Origin of the sequence: Bradyrhizobium sp. LHD-71 (genome assembly GCF_031157255.1) — a bacterium.
Classification (GTDB): Bacteria; Pseudomonadota; Alphaproteobacteria; order Rhizobiales; family Xanthobacteraceae; genus P52-10.
Genome location: NZ_JAVIFX010000011.1, coordinates 58,232 through 76,735 on the forward strand (window position 1 = coordinate 58,232; position 18,504 = coordinate 76,735).

Annotated in this window: 19 protein-coding genes; 16 read left to right on the top strand and 3 right to left on the bottom strand. The window is 61.9% G+C overall.

The features are described 5' to 3' along the window. The first annotated feature begins 137 nt into the window (after positions 1–137). The 6 genes from RCO31_RS13765 (at position 138) to RCO31_RS13790 (ending at position 6,726) form a co-directional block, all read left to right on the top strand. Entirely contained in the window at positions 138–1,769 is a 1,632-nt protein-coding gene (locus tag RCO31_RS13765) for a CTP synthase (protein WP_308968971.1), read from the top strand. Between the two features lie 209 nt (positions 1,770–1,978). After that, positions 1,979–2,305, top strand: a complete 327-nt coding sequence (locus RCO31_RS13770; RefSeq protein WP_308968972.1) for an NIPSNAP family protein — start codon at positions 1,979–1,981, stop codon at positions 2,303–2,305. 22 nt (positions 2,306–2,327) lie between these two features. Beyond that, positions 2,328–3,209: a VOC family protein gene (locus RCO31_RS13775; protein ID WP_308968973.1), complete on the top strand. Its 882-nt coding sequence runs from the start codon at positions 2,328–2,330 to the stop codon at positions 3,207–3,209. A 31-nt stretch (positions 3,210–3,240) separates the two neighbouring features. Then, positions 3,241–4,113 (top strand): 3-deoxy-8-phosphooctulonate synthase, encoded by an 873-nt coding sequence (gene kdsA, locus RCO31_RS13780; protein WP_308969102.1) that lies wholly within the window; start codon positions 3,241–3,243, stop codon positions 4,111–4,113. A 40-nt stretch (positions 4,114–4,153) separates the two neighbouring features. Next, positions 4,154–5,323, top strand: a complete 1,170-nt coding sequence (locus tag RCO31_RS13785) for an MFS transporter (protein WP_308968974.1) — start codon at positions 4,154–4,156, stop codon at positions 5,321–5,323. A gap of 188 nt (positions 5,324–5,511) precedes the next feature. Continuing rightward, a complete protein-coding gene (locus RCO31_RS13790; RefSeq protein WP_308968975.1) occupies positions 5,512–6,726 on the top strand; it encodes an MFS transporter in 1,215 nt (404 codons plus the stop codon). A 10-nt stretch (positions 6,727–6,736) separates the two neighbouring features. Here the strand turns inward: RCO31_RS13790 and queF are convergent, their stop codons facing one another. The 3 genes from queF to RCO31_RS13805 are packed head-to-tail and all read right to left on the bottom strand — an operon-like array spanning position 6,737 to position 8,594. Then, positions 6,737–7,189, bottom strand: coding sequence for a preQ(1) synthase (gene queF / locus RCO31_RS13795; RefSeq protein ID WP_308968976.1), 453 nt, complete (start codon positions 7,187–7,189; stop codon positions 6,737–6,739). Positions 7,190–7,227: 38 nt separating this feature from the next. Next, positions 7,228–7,548, bottom strand: coding sequence for a hypothetical protein (locus RCO31_RS13800; RefSeq protein ID WP_308968977.1), 321 nt, complete (start codon positions 7,546–7,548; stop codon positions 7,228–7,230). Between the two features lie 50 nt (positions 7,549–7,598). Then, the gene (locus RCO31_RS13805) at positions 7,599–8,594 is read right to left on the bottom strand and encodes a lyase (protein ID WP_308968978.1); all 996 of its coding nucleotides are present in this window, start codon (positions 8,592–8,594) and stop codon (positions 7,599–7,601) included. Positions 8,595–8,762: 168 nt separating this feature from the next. Between RCO31_RS13805 and eno the strand changes: the two genes are divergently transcribed. The 10 genes from eno to RCO31_RS13855 all read left to right on the top strand — a co-directional run bounded on the left by eno (position 8,763) and on the right by RCO31_RS13855 (position 18,325). After that, positions 8,763–10,043, top strand: coding sequence for a phosphopyruvate hydratase (eno, locus tag RCO31_RS13810; protein ID WP_308968979.1), 1,281 nt, complete (start codon positions 8,763–8,765; stop codon positions 10,041–10,043). 155 nt (positions 10,044–10,198) lie between these two features. Beyond that, positions 10,199–10,753, top strand: a complete 555-nt coding sequence (locus tag RCO31_RS13815; RefSeq protein WP_308968980.1) for an NADPH-dependent FMN reductase — start codon at positions 10,199–10,201, stop codon at positions 10,751–10,753. A gap of 65 nt (positions 10,754–10,818) precedes the next feature. Then, positions 10,819–11,136 carry a septum formation initiator family protein gene (locus RCO31_RS13820; RefSeq protein WP_308968981.1) on the top strand — a complete coding sequence of 106 codons (318 nt, stop codon included), beginning with the start codon at positions 10,819–10,821 and terminating at the stop codon, positions 11,134–11,136. 150 nt (positions 11,137–11,286) lie between these two features. Further along, a complete protein-coding gene (gene pdhA / locus RCO31_RS13825) occupies positions 11,287–12,309 on the top strand; it encodes a pyruvate dehydrogenase (acetyl-transferring) E1 component subunit alpha (RefSeq protein ID WP_308968982.1) in 1,023 nt (340 codons plus the stop codon). Positions 12,310–12,324: 15 nt separating this feature from the next. Beyond that, positions 12,325–13,710 (top strand): pyruvate dehydrogenase complex E1 component subunit beta, encoded by a 1,386-nt coding sequence (locus RCO31_RS13830; protein WP_308968983.1) that lies wholly within the window; start codon positions 12,325–12,327, stop codon positions 13,708–13,710. A 191-nt stretch (positions 13,711–13,901) separates the two neighbouring features. Then, on the top strand, positions 13,902–14,324 hold the full coding sequence (locus RCO31_RS13835) for a VOC family protein (RefSeq protein ID WP_308968984.1): 423 nt from the start codon (positions 13,902–13,904) through the stop codon (positions 14,322–14,324). A 15-nt stretch (positions 14,325–14,339) separates the two neighbouring features. Next, positions 14,340–15,758: a pyruvate dehydrogenase complex dihydrolipoamide acetyltransferase gene (locus RCO31_RS13840; protein WP_308968985.1), complete on the top strand. Its 1,419-nt coding sequence runs from the start codon at positions 14,340–14,342 to the stop codon at positions 15,756–15,758. 67 nt (positions 15,759–15,825) lie between these two features. Beyond that, positions 15,826–17,247: a dihydrolipoyl dehydrogenase gene (gene lpdA / locus RCO31_RS13845; protein WP_308968986.1), complete on the top strand. Its 1,422-nt coding sequence runs from the start codon at positions 15,826–15,828 to the stop codon at positions 17,245–17,247. A 117-nt stretch (positions 17,248–17,364) separates the two neighbouring features. Continuing rightward, positions 17,365–17,964 (top strand): DUF4337 domain-containing protein, encoded by a 600-nt coding sequence (locus RCO31_RS13850; RefSeq protein ID WP_308968987.1) that lies wholly within the window; start codon positions 17,365–17,367, stop codon positions 17,962–17,964. Between the two features lie 85 nt (positions 17,965–18,049). After that, on the top strand, positions 18,050–18,325 hold the full coding sequence (locus tag RCO31_RS13855) for a GlsB/YeaQ/YmgE family stress response membrane protein (RefSeq protein WP_308968988.1): 276 nt from the start codon (positions 18,050–18,052) through the stop codon (positions 18,323–18,325). The last annotated feature ends 179 nt before the right edge of the window (positions 18,326–18,504 follow it).

Genomic DNA, 18,504 nt, shown 5'->3' on the forward strand with positions numbered 1-18,504 from the left:
GCCGCATATGAGCGGCGGCGCGCAACCGCTTGAATTTCCTTAGAGCTTTCACTGTCACGAACAGGATCGGTGAATTGATCCTGAAACCCGCGTTTGGCTTTTGCGAATCGCGCTGGAGGGGTTAAAGGTTGGGTCCCATGGCGCGGTACATCTTCATCACCGGCGGCGTGGTTTCCTCCTTGGGAAAGGGTCTCGCTTCCGCAGCGCTGGGTGCACTCCTGCAGGCCCGCGGCTACAAGGTCCGCCTCCGCAAACTGGACCCATATCTCAACCTCGATCCCGGAACGATGTCGCCGTATCAGCACGGCGAGGTGTTCGTGACCGACGATGGCGCGGAGACTGACCTCGATCTTGGCCACTACGAGCGCTTCACCGGCAGGCCTGCGACCAAAAAGGACAACATCACCACCGGTCGCATCTATCAGGATATCCTGACCAAGGAGCGCCGCGGCGACTATCTCGGCGCGACGATCCAAGTCGTGCCGCACGTCACGAACGCGATCAAGGAGTTCATTCTTGACGGCAATGATGGCTACGACTTCGTCCTGTGCGAGATCGGCGGCACCGTCGGCGACATTGAAGGCTTGCCGTTCTTCGAGGCGATCCGCCAGCTGAAGAACGAATTGCCGCGCGACCACGCGGTCTACATCCATCTGACGCTGCTGCCGTTCATCCCGAGTGCGGGCGAGCTGAAAACCAAGCCGACGCAGCATTCGGTGAAGGAGCTGCGCTCGATCGGCATTCAGCCGGACATCCTTCTGTGCCGCACCGATCGGCCGATCCCGAAGGAGGAGCGCCGCAAGCTTGGTCTGTTCTGCAACGTGCGCGAAAGTGCGGTGATTGAGGCGCGCGACGTCGACAATATCTACGCGGTGCCGGAGGCCTATCACGCCGCGGGGCTCGACGACGAGGTTCTCGCCGCGTTTGGCATCCAGCCGAAAATTCCACCGTCGCTGCAAAGCTGGAACGACATCAACGAGCGCGTCCGCAATCCGGAAGGGCAGGTGACGATCGCCATCGTCGGCAAGTACACCGGCATGAAGGACGCGTACAAATCACTGATCGAGGCCTTGAGCCACGGCGGCATCGCCAACAAAGTGAAGGTCAATCTCGACTGGATCGAGAGCGAGGTGTTCGAGCGCGAGGACCCGGCGCCGTTCCTCGAGCATGTGCACGGCATCCTGGTCCCGGGCGGCTTCGGTCAGCGCGGCGCTGAAGGCAAGATCAAGGCTGCACGGTTCGCGCGCGAGCGGCACGTGCCTTATTTCGGCATCTGTTTTGGCATGCAGATGGCGGTGATCGAGGCCGCACGCAATCTGGTCGGCATCGAAGACGCCAATTCCACCGAATTCGGACCCACGCCGCAGCCGGTGGTGGGTCTGATGACGGAATGGTTGCGCGGCAACGAGTTGGAGAAGCGGACGGCGGCGGGCGATCTGGGCGGCACCATGCGACTCGGTGCTTATCCGGCCACGTTGAAGCGCGGCAGCCGGGTGTCAGGCATCTACGACAACGCGCTTGAGATCTCCGAGCGCCATCGGCACCGCTACGAGGTCAACACCGGCTACAAGGATCGGCTGGAGCAGCACGGCCTGCGCTTCTCCGGGCTCTCGCCCGACGGCGTGCTGCCCGAGATCGTCGAATACGAGGATCATCCCTGGTTCATCGGCGTGCAGTTTCATCCCGAACTGAAGTCGCGCCCGTTCGAGCCACATCCATTGTTCGCATCGTTCATCGAGGCGGCCGTGGTGCAGAGCCGGCTGGTGTAGGGCCGGGCGTCCGCAGGCTCCCTGAACGACAGCGATCCGCAGCAGATGGCACACGTAGGCATGCCACTTGGCCTCGGGCCGGTTTGCCGCCGTCACCCATGGGTCTCGCTTGATTGTCGCGGCATGCAGCTATTCCCTGCGAGCACATTGCGGCGGCGGTTACCTCCGTGTCACAGTCGGCATCCGAACCAAAGCCGTCGGGAGGGAACATGATCTACGAAATGCGTGTCTATGAGGCTGTGCCGGGCCGACTTCCCGACATCATCAAGCGCTTCGAGACCAAGACGATCGCCATCTGGGAAAAGCATGGCATCAAGCAGGCCGGCTTCTTCACGACGATGGTTGGCGAGCACAGCCAGCACCTGACGTACTTCCTAGCCTGGGAGTCGCTTGCCGAGCGCGAAAAGAAGTGGGGCGCGTTCATGGTTGATCCGGAGTGGCTCACGGCACGTGCGGAGACCGAGAAGAATGGTCCGATCGTCGCGCGCGTCAGCAACCAGATGCTCGCTCCGACCGCGTTCTCGGCCGTAAAGTAATCGAGCGTTTCGCAAGATTGAAATGTCGCGCGGTCTCGATCATATCGTTCATGCCGTGCGCGATCTTGACACGGCGGCAGATTTCTACCGCCGCGCAGGCTTCACGGTCGGCGCGCGCAACCGCCATCCGTGGGGTACGCACAATCATATCGTTCAGCTTGCCGGCTTCTTCATCGAGATCCTCAATGTCGCCGAGCCGCACCTGTTGGATCGCGACGACGAGCATCGGGACCTCGCGCGCTTGTTCGGCGTATTCAACCGTGACGCGATCGCCCGGGGCGACGGATTCTCCACGCTGATCCTTGAAAGCAAGGCGATCGCCGCGGACGTTTCGGCCCTTGCAAGTGCAGGTATCGGCTGTTCCGGCGAACTGCGGTTTTCGCGGCAAGCAACGCAAGCCGATGGCTCGAACGTGACCGTGGGCTTTTCGCTTGGCTTCGCAAGCGACGAGACCTCGCCGCATGCGGCCTTTGCGGTGATGCAGCAGCACAATCCGGGAGTTTTCTGGAATGAAAAATTCCAGTCACACACAAACGGGGCGCGTGCCGTTCTCGGTGCCGTACTGATCGCGGACAACCCGACCGATCATCACGTCTTCCTTTCGGCCTTTACTGGCGAGCGGGAATTGCACTCGACCTCTGCCGGCATTGCCGCACGGACGCCGCGTGGCGATGTCGAAATCATCGAACCGGTGGCTTTCCGCGACCGTTTCGGTGTGACTCTTTCGGTCGATGGTGAGGGAATGACGCTGGCAGGCTTGCGCATCGGCGTCGCCGGGCAAGAGGCGCTGGAAGCGTGCGCGCGCGACAACGGCGTCGCGCTGTATCGGCATCTGAACGCGCTCGTCACGGGACCGGCTACGGCGCTCGGCGCAACCCTGATATTCGAGCCGATTGAGGCGTGATCGAGGGTTGATCGGTCGCGTGTCGCCCGGCATGGTCGGGCGAACCTTTAAGGACAGCTACGTGACCCAAACGACTTCCGCCGCGTCCGTCGTGACCGCGGGTTCTGTCAAGTTCGGTAATGCGCTGCCGCTTGCGGTCATCGCCGGTCCCTGCGCGCTCGAGAGCCGCGCCCATGCGTTCGAAATGGCAACGGCGCTGAAGGAGATTGCGACCCGACTTGGGATCGGTCTCGTCTACAAGACATCGTTCGACAAGGCGAACCGCACCAGTGCGAGCGGCGTGCGCGGCATCGGATTGAAGCAGGCGCTGCCGATCTTCGCCGATATTCGACAGGACCTCGGCCTGCCGGTCCTGACCGACGTGCATGAACGGGATCAATGTGCGCCAACCGCAGAGGTCGTCGACATCCTTCAGATTCCGGCTTTCCTGTCCCGCCAGACCGATCTGCTGGTGGCGGCGGCGCGCACCGGCAAGATCGTCAACGTCAAGAAGGGACAATTCCTCGCGCCCTGGGACATGAAGAATGTCGTCGCCAAGCTGACCGGCACCGGCAATCCGAATGTGCTGGTCACCGAGCGCGGTGCGTCGTTCGGCTACAACACGCTGGTTTCCGATATGCGCGCACTGCCGATCCTTGCACGGTCGACCGGTGCGCCGGTGATCTTCGACGCAACCCATTCGGTGCAGCAGCCGGGCGGGCAGGGCACCTCTTCGGGCGGCGAACGGGAGTTCGTTCCGGTGCTGGCGCGCGCTGCCGTCGCTGTCGGCGTCGCCGGCGTCTTCATCGAGACGCACCAGGATCCAGATCGGGCGCCGTCCGACGGGCCGAACATGGTGCCGCTGAAGGAGTTCGAGGGCCTTCTGCGGACACTGATCGCGTTCGACAAACTCGCTAAGACATAGAAACGAACCGCGCGGCCTCGAGCGGCGGCGAACGCGGCAAATGCAGTATCTGCTTCCCATCATTTCCATGGCGACGTTTGCGGGCTCGCTCTCGGTGCGCGCGATGGACCCAGTGCTGCCGCAGGTCGCGACCGACCTCATGGTGACCATCCAGATAGCTGCCACGGCGGCGTCCGCATTTGCCATTACCTTCGCGCTGGTCCAGCCAGCACTCGGCATCATCGCCGACATGTTCGGCAAGCCGAAACTCATCGTCATCTGCCTGATGCTGCTCGGCGCCTCGAACATCGCAGGCGCGTTCTCGACATCCTTCGACGTGCTGCTGATCACCCGCATCCTGTCGGGCGTGGGCGGCGGTGGCGTATTTCCGATTACGCTCAGTCTCGTCGGAGATCTCTTTCCGCTGCGAGAGCGCCAGGTGGCGATGAGCCAGGTGTTGGCCGGCGCAATGGCCGGCAACCTGCTGGGTGCCAGCCTGTCCGGCGTCATTGGTGATTTCATAGGCTGGCGCGGCGTGCTGATCGCGATCGGTCTTCTGGTGCTCGGGGCATCCGTGGCAGTCGGCTGGGGCTTTCGCCACCAGATGCGCATGCCCCGCAAGCGCACGAACTTCACCGCGATGGCGCGAAACTATCGCGATGTCTTCGCGCACCCGCATGCACGCGTTTGCTATGCCGCGGTATTCATCGAAGGGAGCTGCGTGCTCGGCCTGTTTCCGTTTGTTGCCGCCTTTCTCGCCGATCTCGGCGAACCGCGCCTGTCGATCGCAGGTATCGTGATCGCCGGCTTCGCTGTCGGCGGGCTGATCTATACGAGCAGCGTGTCGCGCTTGTTGCCCCGGCTCGGAGAAAAGGGCCTGATGATCGGCGGCGGGGCGCTGGTGGCCTCGCAGCTCGTGGTCATCGCGCTCGGTCCGCCGTGGCAGTGGCAACTCGCAAGTTTTCTGGCGATGGGCTGTGGCTTCTACATGATCCACGGCTCGCTGCAGACCTTTGCGTCCGAGATCTCCGTCGACGCCCGTGGCACGGCCGTAGCCCTGCATGCATTTTTCTTCTACCTCGGACAGACGGCGGGGCCGATCGCCTACGGCTATGGGATCTCACAGTTCGGCAAGGTTCCGACCGTGCTGTTTGCGGCCGTGGTCATGCTTTTGCTCGGAATTGTGTGCTCCCGACTGTTGAAGCACCGGCATTCTCAAATCGTGCAGTAGACGTGAAGACGCGCGTTCTGCTCGTGATCGGTTGCAGGGCGAGGGGCTGGATTTTCCTTTAGTTCATTCCAACGCTTTTTGCCGCAGCGGCATGACCATTGGTCATTGGTCGGAGCTCGCAGCACCTGCTACGCCAGCCTTGCACAGACGATCTCACACCAAACACTTAGCGCTCAACGTTCCGCCGAATGGCACCGCCGTCCCATGCCATGCAGTATCTGTTGCCCATCATCGCGATGGGGAACTTTGCGGCAGGGCTTACGTCGCGTGTCATCGATCCGGTTGTGCCGCAGATCAGCGAGCAACTGGCCGTAAACATCACAACGGCCGCGACGCTCGCCTCTGCCTCGGCCATCGCCTTCGCGTTCGTGCAACTGCCGCTCGGCATGGTGGCCGACCTGTTCGGCAAGCCGAAGGTGATCCTGACCTGCCTGATCGTTCTCGGCATCGCCAATATCGTCGGCTCGTACACCGATTCGTTCGAGCTGCTGTTGGCGACCCGCGTGATCTGCGGGCTTGGGGCGGGTGGTGTCTTTCCTGTGGCCATGGGGCTCACCGGCGATCTGTTTCCGGTCGAGAAGCGTCGCGTAGCGATGAGCCGGATCATGGCCGGTGCGCTGACCGGCAATCTGCTCGGCGCCAGCTTTTCGGGCGTGCTCGGCGATCTGTTCGGTTGGCGCGGCGTGTTGTCGATCCTCGGCAGCTTTATCCTTGTCATGTCGCTTGCTGTCGCGTGGGGCTTTCGCAACCAGCTCACCCTTCCGGGCAAGCCGGTCAATCCGAAATTGATAGCCGCCAACTACAGGCGCATCCTCAGCCATCCGAATGCACACGTCTGCTATCTCGGTGTGTTCGTCGAAGGCATCTGCATCTTCGGCATGCTGCCGTATGTCGCCTCGTTTCTGGCCGACCTTGGCGAACCACGTCTGTCGATCGCGGGGCTCGTGATCGGCGGCTATGCGGTCGGCGGACTGTTCTATGCGGCGACTGTCACCAGGTTGCTGGCGCGATTCGGCGACAACGCGCTGATGGTGCTCGGTGCGATCTTCATCTCTTCGCAGATCGCTATCATCGCCTTCGGTCCGCCCTGGCAGGTGCAGTTCGTCAACTTCGTGGTGATGGGCTGCGGCTTCTATCTGATCCACGGCGGCTTTCAGGTTTTCACCTCGGAGATCGCGCCCGACGCCCGCGCCAGCGCCGTCTCTCTGCAGGCGTTCTGCTTCAACTGCGGACAGTTCTCCGGACCGCTGCTCTATGGCTTCGGGCTGACGTTCATCGGCAAGGTGCCGACACTGCTCACTGCCGCGGCACTGCTGCTGTCGGTCGGAATTCTCTGCGCAAAGCTGCTGCGGCACCGCCATCCGCCCGACATCGGGCCGAAGGACAAGCCCGCGAGTCCCTGATGAGGCCGGCTTACCCGCGTCCGCGATAAGGCGCGACGCCCTGGTCCGGAATCCACACGTCCTTCGGCGTGCGGCCGGTCTGCCAGAATACGTCGATCGGAATGCCACCGCGCGGATACCAGTAGCCGCCGATCCGCAGCCAGCGCGGCTTGATCTCGGCGGTGATCCGCTTGCCGATGCTCACCGTGCAGTCCTCGTGGAAGCCCGCGTGGTTGCGAAAGCTCGCGAGATAGAGCTTCAGCGACTTCGACTCGAGCAGCCAGCGGGCCGGGACGTAGTCGATCACCAGATGCGCGAAATCCGGTTGGCCAGTGACCGGGCACATCGCGGTGAACTCAGGCGCCGCGAAGCGGACGACATAATTCGTGTCGCTCTGCGGATTGGGCACGCGATCGATCTGCGCTTCGGTCGGCGATTTCGGCCAGGCGACAGCGCGGCCAAGTTGCAAGGGTTTTCGGGCCATGATGCCGAATTGCACTCAAAGACGATGTGCGTCAACCGTCAGCGCGCGGCGGGATCGGCCAGAAACTGCACCAGCGCACGGCGGTCTGCGGCCTCGTCGAGGCCACGCGTCGCCATCCAGAGGCCCGGAAACATCTCCGCGGGATCGGCGAGGAAAGTCTCGAGGCGCATCGTGTCCCAGACAATCCCCTGATCGCGGGCGGCGCGCAACGCGGGCGAATAGTCGAAGGCCGGATCGCCGCCGACCTTGCGGCCAAGCAGGCCGGCAAGATTGGGTCCCGGCAAGCCGCGCTCTGCCGGGTCGAGGCTGTGGCAGGCGCGACATGGCTCGAACAGCCGCATACCGGTTTCCTCCGCCATGGCCGAGGTCGCCGTCAGCACCATGCACACAAGAAGAAGCCCTGACTGCGTCACGCCGGTCCGACAGTTTGGATCACGACCAGTCGATTGGTGCCCGACTCGCCGCCCCAGGCTTCGCCCGGCCGGCCATCCATCTGACGCACGTTTGCTCCGGGCCTGTCGCTCGGGAATGAGCTGAACTTTTCCGTCACCGGATCGAAGCGAACGATGGCGTTGGCGCCGAAGTCGGTGAGCCAGACCTTGTCCTTGTCGTCGACATAGACTGAGTAGGTGCGAGGGCTATCGCCCGGCAGCTTCCAGGCTTTCCACGATCCGTCTGCCGGGTTGTGCATCGACACGTTTCCGCTGTTCCACTCACTGACCCACAGGCGTCCCTTGGAATCGGACCAGATCCGCCGCGCTCCCTGGTTCGGGGTCGGCGGCTCGACGACGGTCGCATTGCCGCTCGCAAGATCGATCTTTGCGATGTGGTTGCCGGCAAGAGACGCGTACCAGACGTCACCGGTCGGCGTGACGGTCATGCCGTAGGCGCCGCGGCCGCGTGGCGCCTTGAACACCTGCATGTCGCTCGTTTTCGGATCGAGGCGGCCATAGATTCCGCTCTGCCCGGTGAACCAATAGACTCCGTTCCGGTCAAACACGGCCGTGTTGAGATTGGCGTAGCCGGCGCTTTCCGGCAGCTTGAACAGCGTCACCTTGTGATCCGTCGGATCGACACGGGCGATCGCGTTCTGCCCGCCTTCAGTCACCCATGGTGCTCCGTCTGGCCCGATGATGACGCCATGCGGGGCGGCACCCTTGCCGAGGTCCGTCAGCTTGTAGGAGCCGTCGCGCGGATCAAGCCGTCCGAGCGTGCCATTGCGTTGTCCGCAGAACCAGATGCTGCCATCCGGCGCCGGCGTCACGTCGCGCGACCCCATGCCGGCGGCGACTGGATAGTATTTCACCTTGAACGGGGACTCCTGTTGCGCACGGGCGCCGCGCAGGAGCGTTGGAGCGGCCAGGCTGGCAATCGCGGCCGAGGTAAGAAATTGGCGCCGATTCATGATGATGCCCCATCTCCATGAAGGAAAATGCGAAGCGCGGGACCAACCTCGGTCGAGCATACGCCGAACCATGCGCGGCCGTCAGGGCGAGACGAGCCGTGAAGCGTTCACATTTGCTTGCGCCCCGTGTATAGGCCGCGCAGACAACGACAATCAGGTGGAACTACCATGACAGCTATCGTCGACATCATCGGACGCGAAATTCTCGATAGCCGCGGCAACCCGTCGGTCGAGGTCGATGTCGTGCTCGAAGAAGGTTCGATGGGCCGCGCCGCCGTTCCGTCCGGAGCGTCGACCGGCGCGCATGAGGCCGTCGAACTGCGCGACGGCGACAAGGCGCGTTATCTCGGCAAGGGTGTGCAGAAGGCCATCAGCGCCGTCACCGGCGAAATCTTCGATGCGATCGGCGGTCTCGACGCCGAACAGCAGGTGCTGATCGACGAGACGATGATCACGCTGGATGGCACGCCTAACAAAAGCCGCCTCGGCGCCAACGCGATCCTGGGCGTTTCGCTCGCGGTTGCCAAGGCAGCCGCGCAGGCAAGTGGCTTGCCGCTCTATCGCTATGTCGGCGGCACGTCCGCCCGAACGCTTCCCGTGCCGATGATGAACATCATCAACGGCGGTGTGCACGCGGACAATCCGATCGACTTTCAGGAATTCATGATCATGCCCGTCGGCGGCAACTCCTTCGCCGAGGCCTTACGCATCGGAGCGGAAGTCTTCCACACCCTGAAAGGCGAACTGAAGAAGGCCGGCCACAACACGAATGTCGGCGACGAAGGCGGCTTTGCGCCAAACCTGCCGTCGGCGGACGGCGCGCTCGAATTCGTCATGAATGCAATCACCAAAGCCGGCTACAAGCCAGGCACCGATGTGCTGCTGGCGCTCGACTGCGCGTCGACTGAGTTCTTCAAGAACGGCAAGTACGTCTATGAGGGCGAGGGCAAGACGCGCACACGTTCGGAGCAGGCGAAGTATCTTGCCGATCTGGTCTCGCGCTATCCGATCGTTTCGATCGAGGATGGCATGTCGGAAGACGACATGGAGGGCTGGAAGGAACTGACCGATTTGATCGGCAGCAAGTGTCAGCTCGTCGGCGACGATCTGTTCGTGACCAACGTGAAGCGCCTTGCAGACGGCATCAAGCATGGCCGCGCCAACTCGATCCTCATCAAGGTCAACCAGATCGGCACGCTCACTGAAACGCTGGCGGCAGTGGAGATGGCCTACAAGGCGGCCTACACCGCAGTGATGTCGCACCGCTCCGGCGAGACCGAGGATTCAACGATCGCCGATCTTGCGGTGGCAACCAGCTGCGGCCAGATCAAGACCGGTTCGCTTGCGCGATCGGATCGGACGGCGAAGTACAATCAGCTGTTGCGGATCGAGCAGGAACTTGGAACGCAGGCAAGATACGCTGGGCGGTCCGCGATCAAGGGACAATAGACTTTCAGGGAACAACAGACTTTCGGACAGCGAAAGCTTACGCGAAATTTCTCGGAGTATGCACTTGCATGTTCTTTCATGCAAGTGCATCTATGTGGGGCGCCCGGTGCCGCGGCGATCGCCATCGGCATCTTCCCAATTAGAGGATATTCGTCATGGCCACTCGTAACGTCGCCGTCATTGTCGGCAGCATCCGCAAAGACGCGTTTTCCTTGAAGACCGCAAAGGCGCTCGCGAAACTGGCGCCGCGCTCGCTCACGCTCAACATCGTCACGCTGAACGGACTTTCATTCTTCAACCAGGATCTTGAGGCCAACCCGCCGGCCGACTGGGTCGAATTCCGCGACACGATCCAGAAATCCGACGCCGTCCTGTTCGTGACGCCGGAGTATAACCGCTCGATCCCTGGCGTTCTGAAGAATGCCATTGACATTGCTTCGCGGCCCTATGGCAAGAGCTCATTTCTAGGACGGCCGATCGGCCTTTTCGGCACGTCGCCGGGAGTGCATGGCGGCGTCAGCGCGGTCAAGCATCTGCAGGGGATCCTGCCTGGTATCAGTGGACCGATCATGCAGCAGCCGGAAGCCTATGCAGGCGGGCTTGGCGACGCCTTTGACGAGAAGGGTGAACTGGCCAAGGATTCGTTGAAGGAGTTTCTGACGACGTACATCCAGGCCTTCGCCGCCTGGGTAGAACTGCATAAGAAATAATCGTTTTTCAGAATGCGCGGCCGGGAACTTAAGTTTGCATTAACCCGGCCGTCGCATCGTCTGATATGGTCTCGCATACCCGACTTAAATCGTTTCTGACCGGCCTTGCGCTGTATGTCATGGCTGCCGCGCTGATCGGCTATTTCGGCGTCAACGCTTACACCGGAAAATACGGGCTGCACGCGCAGGCGGCGCTCGATCAGGAGATGGTCGCGCTGACCGCAGAACTTGCGCGGTTGAAGCAGGAGCGCCTCGTGCTCGAGCAGCGCGTGTCATTGCTGCGCGCCGAGAGCCTCGATCCGGACATGCTGGACGAGCGTGCTCGCTTCCAGCTCGAGTTCGCCCACCCGCGCGATCTCGTGCGCGTGATCAATCGCAACTGAACTTTCTTTCAAATAACTCGCGTCCTGCGAAAGTTCATGGCGCTGTACACTGCTTGCTGCACCGCGTCTATTTGCCGGTGCGGGCGATCCTTTCAGGCTTTCCTGAATTAGGATATGCAACGTTCAGTTCCCGCCTACGTTGGATGAGCCATGGCCGTCGCGAAAAAGTCTGCCCCTCCCGCCACCGGCAACGGCAAATCAGGCCCCGCCATCGCAACATTTAGTAAGGAGCAGGAGCTCGAAGCGCTGCGCCTGATGTTGCTGATCCGGCGCTTCGAAGAGAAGGCGGGTCAACTTTACGGCATGGGTGCGATAGGCGGCTTCTGTCATCTCTACATTGGCCAGGAAGCCGTCGTCGTCGGTGTGCAGATGACGCTCAACCCCGGCGACCAGGTGATTACCGGCTATCGTGATCACGGCCATATGCTCGCCTGCGGCATGGACCCGAAGGGCGTGATGGCCGAACTGACCGGTCGACGCGGCGGCTATTCCAAGGGCAAGGGCGGCTCCATGCACATGTTCAGCCTGGAGAAGCACTTTTACGGTGGCCACGGCATCGTCGGCGCGCAGGTCTCGCTGGGGACAGGTCTTGCCTTTGCCAACCGTTACCGCGGCAATGGCAATGTCTGCCTGGCCTATTTCGGTGATGGCGCGGCCAACCAGGGCCAGGTCTACGAGAGCTTCAACATGGCGGAGCTCTGGAAGCTGCCTGTCGTCTATGTTGTCGAGAACAACCGTTATGCCATGGGGACCTCGGTCAGCCGGTCCTCGGCGCAGCAGGATTTCTCAAAGCGCGGCGCGTCCTTCAATATTCCGGGAGAGCAGGTCGACGGCATGGATGTGCGCGCAGTGGCAGCGGCGGGTGAGAAGGCGGTGAAGTGGTGCCGCGAAGGCAACGGACCCTACATCCTCGAAATGCAGACGTACCGCTATCGCGGCCACTCGATGTCCGATCCGGCCAAATACCGGACACGCGAGGAAGTCGATAAGGTTCGGCACGATCAGGATCCGATCGAGCAGGTGCGGCAGCGCCTGCTGGCGATGAATGTTCCCGAAGATGATCTGAAGAAGATCGATGCGCGAGCGCGGCAGCTCGTCAACGAGGCCGCCGATTTCGCGCAAAATGATCCAGAGCCGGATGCGTCCGAACTTTGGACCGACGTGACGCGCTGAGCGAGGGGACGGACGATGCCAGTGCAGATTCTGATGCCCGCTCTCTCTCCGACTATGGAGAAGGGTAACCTCGCCAAATGGCTGAAAAAGGAGGGCGACACCGTCAAATCCGGCGACGTCATAGCCGAGATCGAAACCGATAAGGCGACAATGGAGGTCGAGGCCACCGACGAGGGCACGTTGGGAAAGATCCTCGTGCCCGAAGGCACGGCGGATGTGGCGGTCAACACGCCCATTGCCGTCATTCTGAGCGACGGTGAAGACGAGTCCGCCGTCGCCGAAACCAAACCCGCGCAGCAACAGAAGGCCGCAGAGCAGGCCCCGCCTGCCGAGCCGCAGAAGGTCGAGGCCGCGCCGTCGCCGAAGAGCTCCGCCGTTGCCGCGCCGCCCGAAGATCCCGAGGTGCCTGAAGGCACCGAGATGGTCAACATGACGGTGCGTGAAGCGTTGCGCGATGCGATGGCCGAGGAAATGCGGCGCGACGGCGACGTGTTCGTGATGGGCGAGGAGGTCGCCGAGTATCAGGGCGCGTACAAGATCACGCAGGGCCTTTTGCAGGAGTTCGGCGCGCGGCGCGTGATCGACACGCCGATCACCGAACATGGTTTTGCCGGCGTCGGCGTCGGCGCGGCATTTGCCGGGTTGAAGCCGATCGTCGAGTTCATGACCTTCAACTTCGCCATGCAGGCGATCGATCAGATCGTCAATTCGGCGGCGAAGACGCTCTACATGTCCGGCGGCCAGATGGGGTGCTCGATCGTTTTCCGCGGGCCGAATGGCGCGGCCGCGCGCGTTGCCGCCCAGCACAGCCAGGATTACTCGTCGTGGTACTCGCATATTCCGGGGCTTAAGGTGATCGCGCCTTATTCGGCGGCTGATGCGAAGGGGCTTCTGAAAGCCGCGATCCGCGATCCGAACCCGGTGATCTTCCTCGAGAACGAAATTCTCTACGGCCATAACGGACAGGTGCCGAAGCTCGACGATTTTGTGCTGCCGATCGGCAAGGCGCGCATCGCCCGCAAGGGGCAGCACGTGACACTGGTCGCCTGGTCCAACGGCATGACCTATGCGCTCAAGGCGGCCGATGAACTCGCCAAGGAGAACATCGAAGCCGAGGTGATCGATCTGCGCACGCTGCGCCCGCTCGACACCGACACCGTGATTGCGTCGGTGAAGAAGACTGGTCGCATCGTCACGGTGGAGGAGGGCTGGCAACAGTCGGGCGTTGGCGCCGAGATCTCCGCACGCGTCGTTGAGAGGGCCTTCGACTGGCTCGACGCGCCGCCGGCGCGGGTGTCCGGCAAGGACGTGCCGATGCCTTATGCCGCCAATCTCGAGAAGCTGGCGTTGCCGAGCGTCGCTGACGTCGTCGCGGCGGTGAAGGCCGTGACCTATTCGTGAGGACGAATGTGGCTCAACTTGTTCTCGCGCATGACCCCCACTGTGGCGCCGCTCTGTCAGCGTCGTCGCGGGACGGAAGCTTCGATGCTGCCGAGAAATTGTCCCGCCCCCATTATCGTGGGCCTGATGAAACACCGGCGATAGGCGACTTCGTGTCCGAATCCTCGGTGAATTGCAGGAGGGGTTTGACAATGGCGAAAGGCACGATGAACCATCTCGCACTCACGGTGCGCGATCTGGCGAAGAGCGAAGCGGAATTCTATGCGCCGGTGCTTGGATTTCTCGGCTACAACAAAGTCGAGGACGTTCCCAAGACGATGACGCTCTGGTTCAATGCCGAGGCGAAATTCGCCGTCAATATTTGGCAAGCCCGACCGGAGTTCGCCGCCAAGCAGCATGCGCGCTATGCGTCGGGCTTCCACCATTGCGCCTTCGACGTGGATAGCCGTGCCGACGTCGACGCTCTGCACAGGATTCTGTGCGAGAAACACATCAAGGTGCTCGATGCTCCGGCGGAGTATCCCCAGTACGCACCGGGCTATTACGCCCTCTATTTCGAAGACGCGGATGGTCTTAAGTTCGAAGTCGTGCACATGCCTGAAGTGCCGACCTGAGCCAGGGTTGCAAGAATGCCGATCAACATCCTGATGCCTGCGCTGTCGCCCACGATGGAAAAGGGCAACCTTGCGAAATGGCTGAAGAAGGAAGGCGACGCGGTTAAATCCGGCGACGTCATCGCCGAGATCGAAACCGACAAGGCGACCATGGAGGTCGAGGCGGTCGACGACGGCACGATCGCCAAAATTCTCGTTCCGGAAGGCACTCAGGACGTTGCGGTCAACGACGTTATCGCCGTGCTCGCGAGCGAAGGTGAGGATGTGAAGGCCGCGGGAGCCGGTGCGGCGAAAGCGACGGCTGCCGGGGCCCCTTCACCCGAACCATCTCCCCAGGAGAGCGAGAAGGCGGTCAGCACCGCTCAGCCGACGCCGAGCGCAAAGCCAGCGGCCACACAGCAGGAGTCTCGTGCGAGCACGGACGCTCCTTCCGCGATCCCAAGCGCGCAGATGCCGAAGGCGCCGGCTGAGGGGCGCCAAGCCGTCAACGGACAAGACGGCGCCCGCGTCTTCTCCTCGCCGCTGGCGCGCCGCCTTGCGAAAGAAGCCGGCATCGAGATCGGCCGTATCAGCGGTACAGGCCCGCATGGCCGGGTGATTGCCCGCGACATCGAGAGCGCAAAGTCAGGCAAGGGCGTGAAGACGGCGCCGGCTGCGGCACCGACTGCGGCGGCGGGCGCGGCGCCTGCAGGGCCGAGCGAACAGCAGGTGCGCGCCATGTTCGCCGACGGTACATACGACGTCGTACCACACGACAACATGCGCAAGATCATCGCGCAGCGCTTGTCACAGTCGAAGCAGACGATTCCGCATTTTTACCTGACGATCGACTGCGACATCGGCAAGCTCAGTGCTGCACGCGAAGAGATCAACGCGGCCGCTCCGAAAGACAAGGATGGCAAGCCGGCTTACAAGCTGTCGGTCAACGATTTCGTCATCAAGGCGCTGGCGCTCGCTTTGCAGCGCGTGCCGGACGCCAACGTCACCTGGACCGACGGCGCCATGTTGAAGCACAAGGCCTCTGATGTCGGCGTCGCTGTGGCGATTCCTGGCGGTTTGATCACGCCGGTGATCCGCAATGCGCATTCGAAACCGCTGTCGGTGATCTCGAACGAGATGAAGGATTTCGCCGCGCGCGCACGGGCGAGAAAGCTTAAGCCCGAGGAGTACCAGGGCGGCACCACAGCAGTGTCCAACCTTGGAATGTACGGCATCAAGGAATTCTCCGGCGTCATCAACCCGCCGCATGCGACGATCCTCGCCGTCGGCGCAGGTGAGCAACGCGCCGTCGTGCGTGGCGGCAAGATCGAGATCGGGACCATCATGAGTGCGACGCTTTCGTGCGATCATCGTGCGGTCGACGGCGCCCTTGGGGCGGAGTTCTTGGCCGCGTTCAAAGTGCTGATCGAAAATCCTGTGATGATGGTGGTGTAGCGATCGACGCCCCTGATGCGCATCGATATCCGCAAAGGAAAGTCGAAAGAGTACATGAGTGACTGATATGGCCGATACCTCTTTCGACGTTATCATCATCGGCTCCGGTCCAGGCGGCTATGTCGCGGCGATCCGCGCGGCGCAACTCGGCTTCAAGACCGCAATCATCGAGAACGCTTACCTCGGCGGCATTTGCCTGAACTGGGGCTGCATTCCGACCAAGGCGCTGCTGCGCTCGGCCGAGATCTACCACTATTTTCAGCATGCCAAGGACTACGGGATCTCCGCCGACAACGTGTCGTTCGATCCGAAGGCGGTGGTGCAGCGTTCCCGAGCTGTCTCCAAGCGGCTGAACGACGGCGTTGGCTTTCTGATGCGCAAGAACAAGGTTGCGGTGATCTGGGGTGAAGCCGCGATCGATGCGCCCGGCAAGCTTACGGTCAAGGCCTCGAAGGTTGAGGCGCCGAAGGGCGCGCTTGGACCCGGCGCCTATCAGGCGAAGCACATCGTGCTTGCGACCGGCGCGCGGCCGCGCGTGCTGCCTGGCCTCGAGGGTGATGGCAAGCTGGTCTGGACCTATTTCGAGGCGATGGCGCCCGAACGGATTCCGAAGTCGCTGCTCGTGGTCGGCTCCGGGGCCATTGGAGTTGAATTCGCGTCGTTCTTCCGGACCATGGGCGCGGAGGTGACCGTCGTCGAGGTGCTGCAGCAGATCCTTCCGATCGAGGATGCCGAGGTTGCGACCTTTGCCCGCAAGAGCTTCGAAAAACAGGGCATCAAGATCCTGACGGGCGCCAAAGTGACGAAGCTCGACAAAAAGAGCGACAGCGTCGTTGCCACCATCGACGATGGTAAGGGCAAGACGCAGACGCTTGAGGTCGAGCGCGTGATTTCAGCGGTCGGCGTCGTCGGCAACGTTGAAGGTCTCGGGCTCGAGAAGCTTGGCGTCAAGGTCGAGCGCGGCGCTGTTGTCGTGGATGGTCAATGCCGGACCAACGTGCCCGGTATCTACGCGATTGGCGACGTTGCCGGTCCACCTTTGCTGGCGCACAAAGCCGAGCACGAGGGTGTCATCTGCGTCGAGGCGATCAAAGGTCTGAATCCACATGCGATGGACAGAAACCTCATTCCCGGCTGCACATACTGCCAGCCGCAGATTGCCTCTGTCGGATTGACCGAGGCAAAGGCGAAGGAGCAGGGCCGGGAAATCCGGGTCGGCAGGTTTCCGTTCGCCGGCAACGGCAAGGCAATTGCGCTCGGCGAGGACCAGGGCTTCGTCAAGGTGATCTTCGACAAGAAGACCGGACAGCTGCTGGGCGCCCACATGGTGGGTGCCGAGGTCACTGAGCTGATCCAGGGCTACGTCGTGGCCATGAACCTCGAAACCACGGAAGAAGAGCTGATCCATACGGTGTTCCCGCATCCGACTTTGTCGGAGATGATGAAGGAAGCCGTGCTCGATGCCTATGGGCGCGTGCTGAATTTCTGAACGCAACCAGTCCCTCGTAAGCCTCGCGCGAAAAGTCGCGCCGCTTGTGCTGTGCGTCTCGATGATGACACAGCCGGCTGACTATCGTCGCGCCGCAACCAACAGGATACTGGATCGATGAAAGCCGAAGACGCCGCCGAAATGATGGATCAGGAGAAGCAGAACGATCGCTTCAAGCAGCGCGCCGCGGTTGGCATCGCCATTCTTGCAATGCTGCTGGCAATCACCGGCCTCGGCGGAGCCAACGCCGGCAAGGAAGCCACCAACAACAACGTTCATGCCGCCAATTTCTATGCCTTCTATCAGGCCAAGAACATTCGTCAGACCAATTTCAATCTCGCCGCGGACGCCATCGAACTCGGGCTTCTGCAGGACGCGAGCTTGAACGGGGAGGCGAAGGCGGCGCTGACGTCGAAGGCGGAGGCCTATCGCAAGACATCTGCGCGCTACGAATCCGAGCCTGAGACAAACGAAGGCAAGAAGGAGCTGCTGGCGCGGGCAAAGGACTACGAAACGAAGCGCGATCATGCGCTGAAGCAGGATCCTTACTTCGACTATGCTGAGGCACTGCTGCAGATCGCGATCGTGCTGATCTCGGTTTCGATCGTCGCGACGCTGCCCTGGCTTGCAGTCCTTGGTGGGGTAGTGGGCGCGCTCGGCGCGCTATTGATGATCAATGGTTATATACTTGCGGTTGAAATACCCTTTCTGGCGTAGTCTGTTTTGCAGCGCAGCAAGAGTGCGGGCGGCGAAGGACTCGTTAAGTTAGGTTAATGCGCGCCGACGAAGGAGAGGAACGGCAATGAACGAGGCACAGTCCTTTTTCGCCCAGCCGGGCGTCGGGTTCTTCACCTTGATCCTGATCGGTGCAATTGCGGGCTGGATCGCCGAGCGCGTCACTCAATCCAACCACGGGATCTTCACCAATATCCTGATCGGTGTGGCTGGTGCCTTCGTCGGCGCTAAGCTCGCCGAAGTTGCCGAGGTGCCGGTGTTCGGCTTTGTCCGGACACTGATTTCCGCCTCGATCGGCGCGATCATCATCCTCGCCGCGTGGCGGATGCTGGCAAGGCGGTAGAGATCCGGCGATGCCGATGAAGAATGCTGCGGTGCGTTAGCGGACCGTTGCGTGGTGCCCACAGATGTTGCGACGTTACCACAGTTCCTGAACATTTGATTGCGGACGCCGGGAGCTCTTGCCCGCGCCGCGATTTAGCCACACGCCTCACTGATCTCGTAAAGCGCAAGCCAACGCTG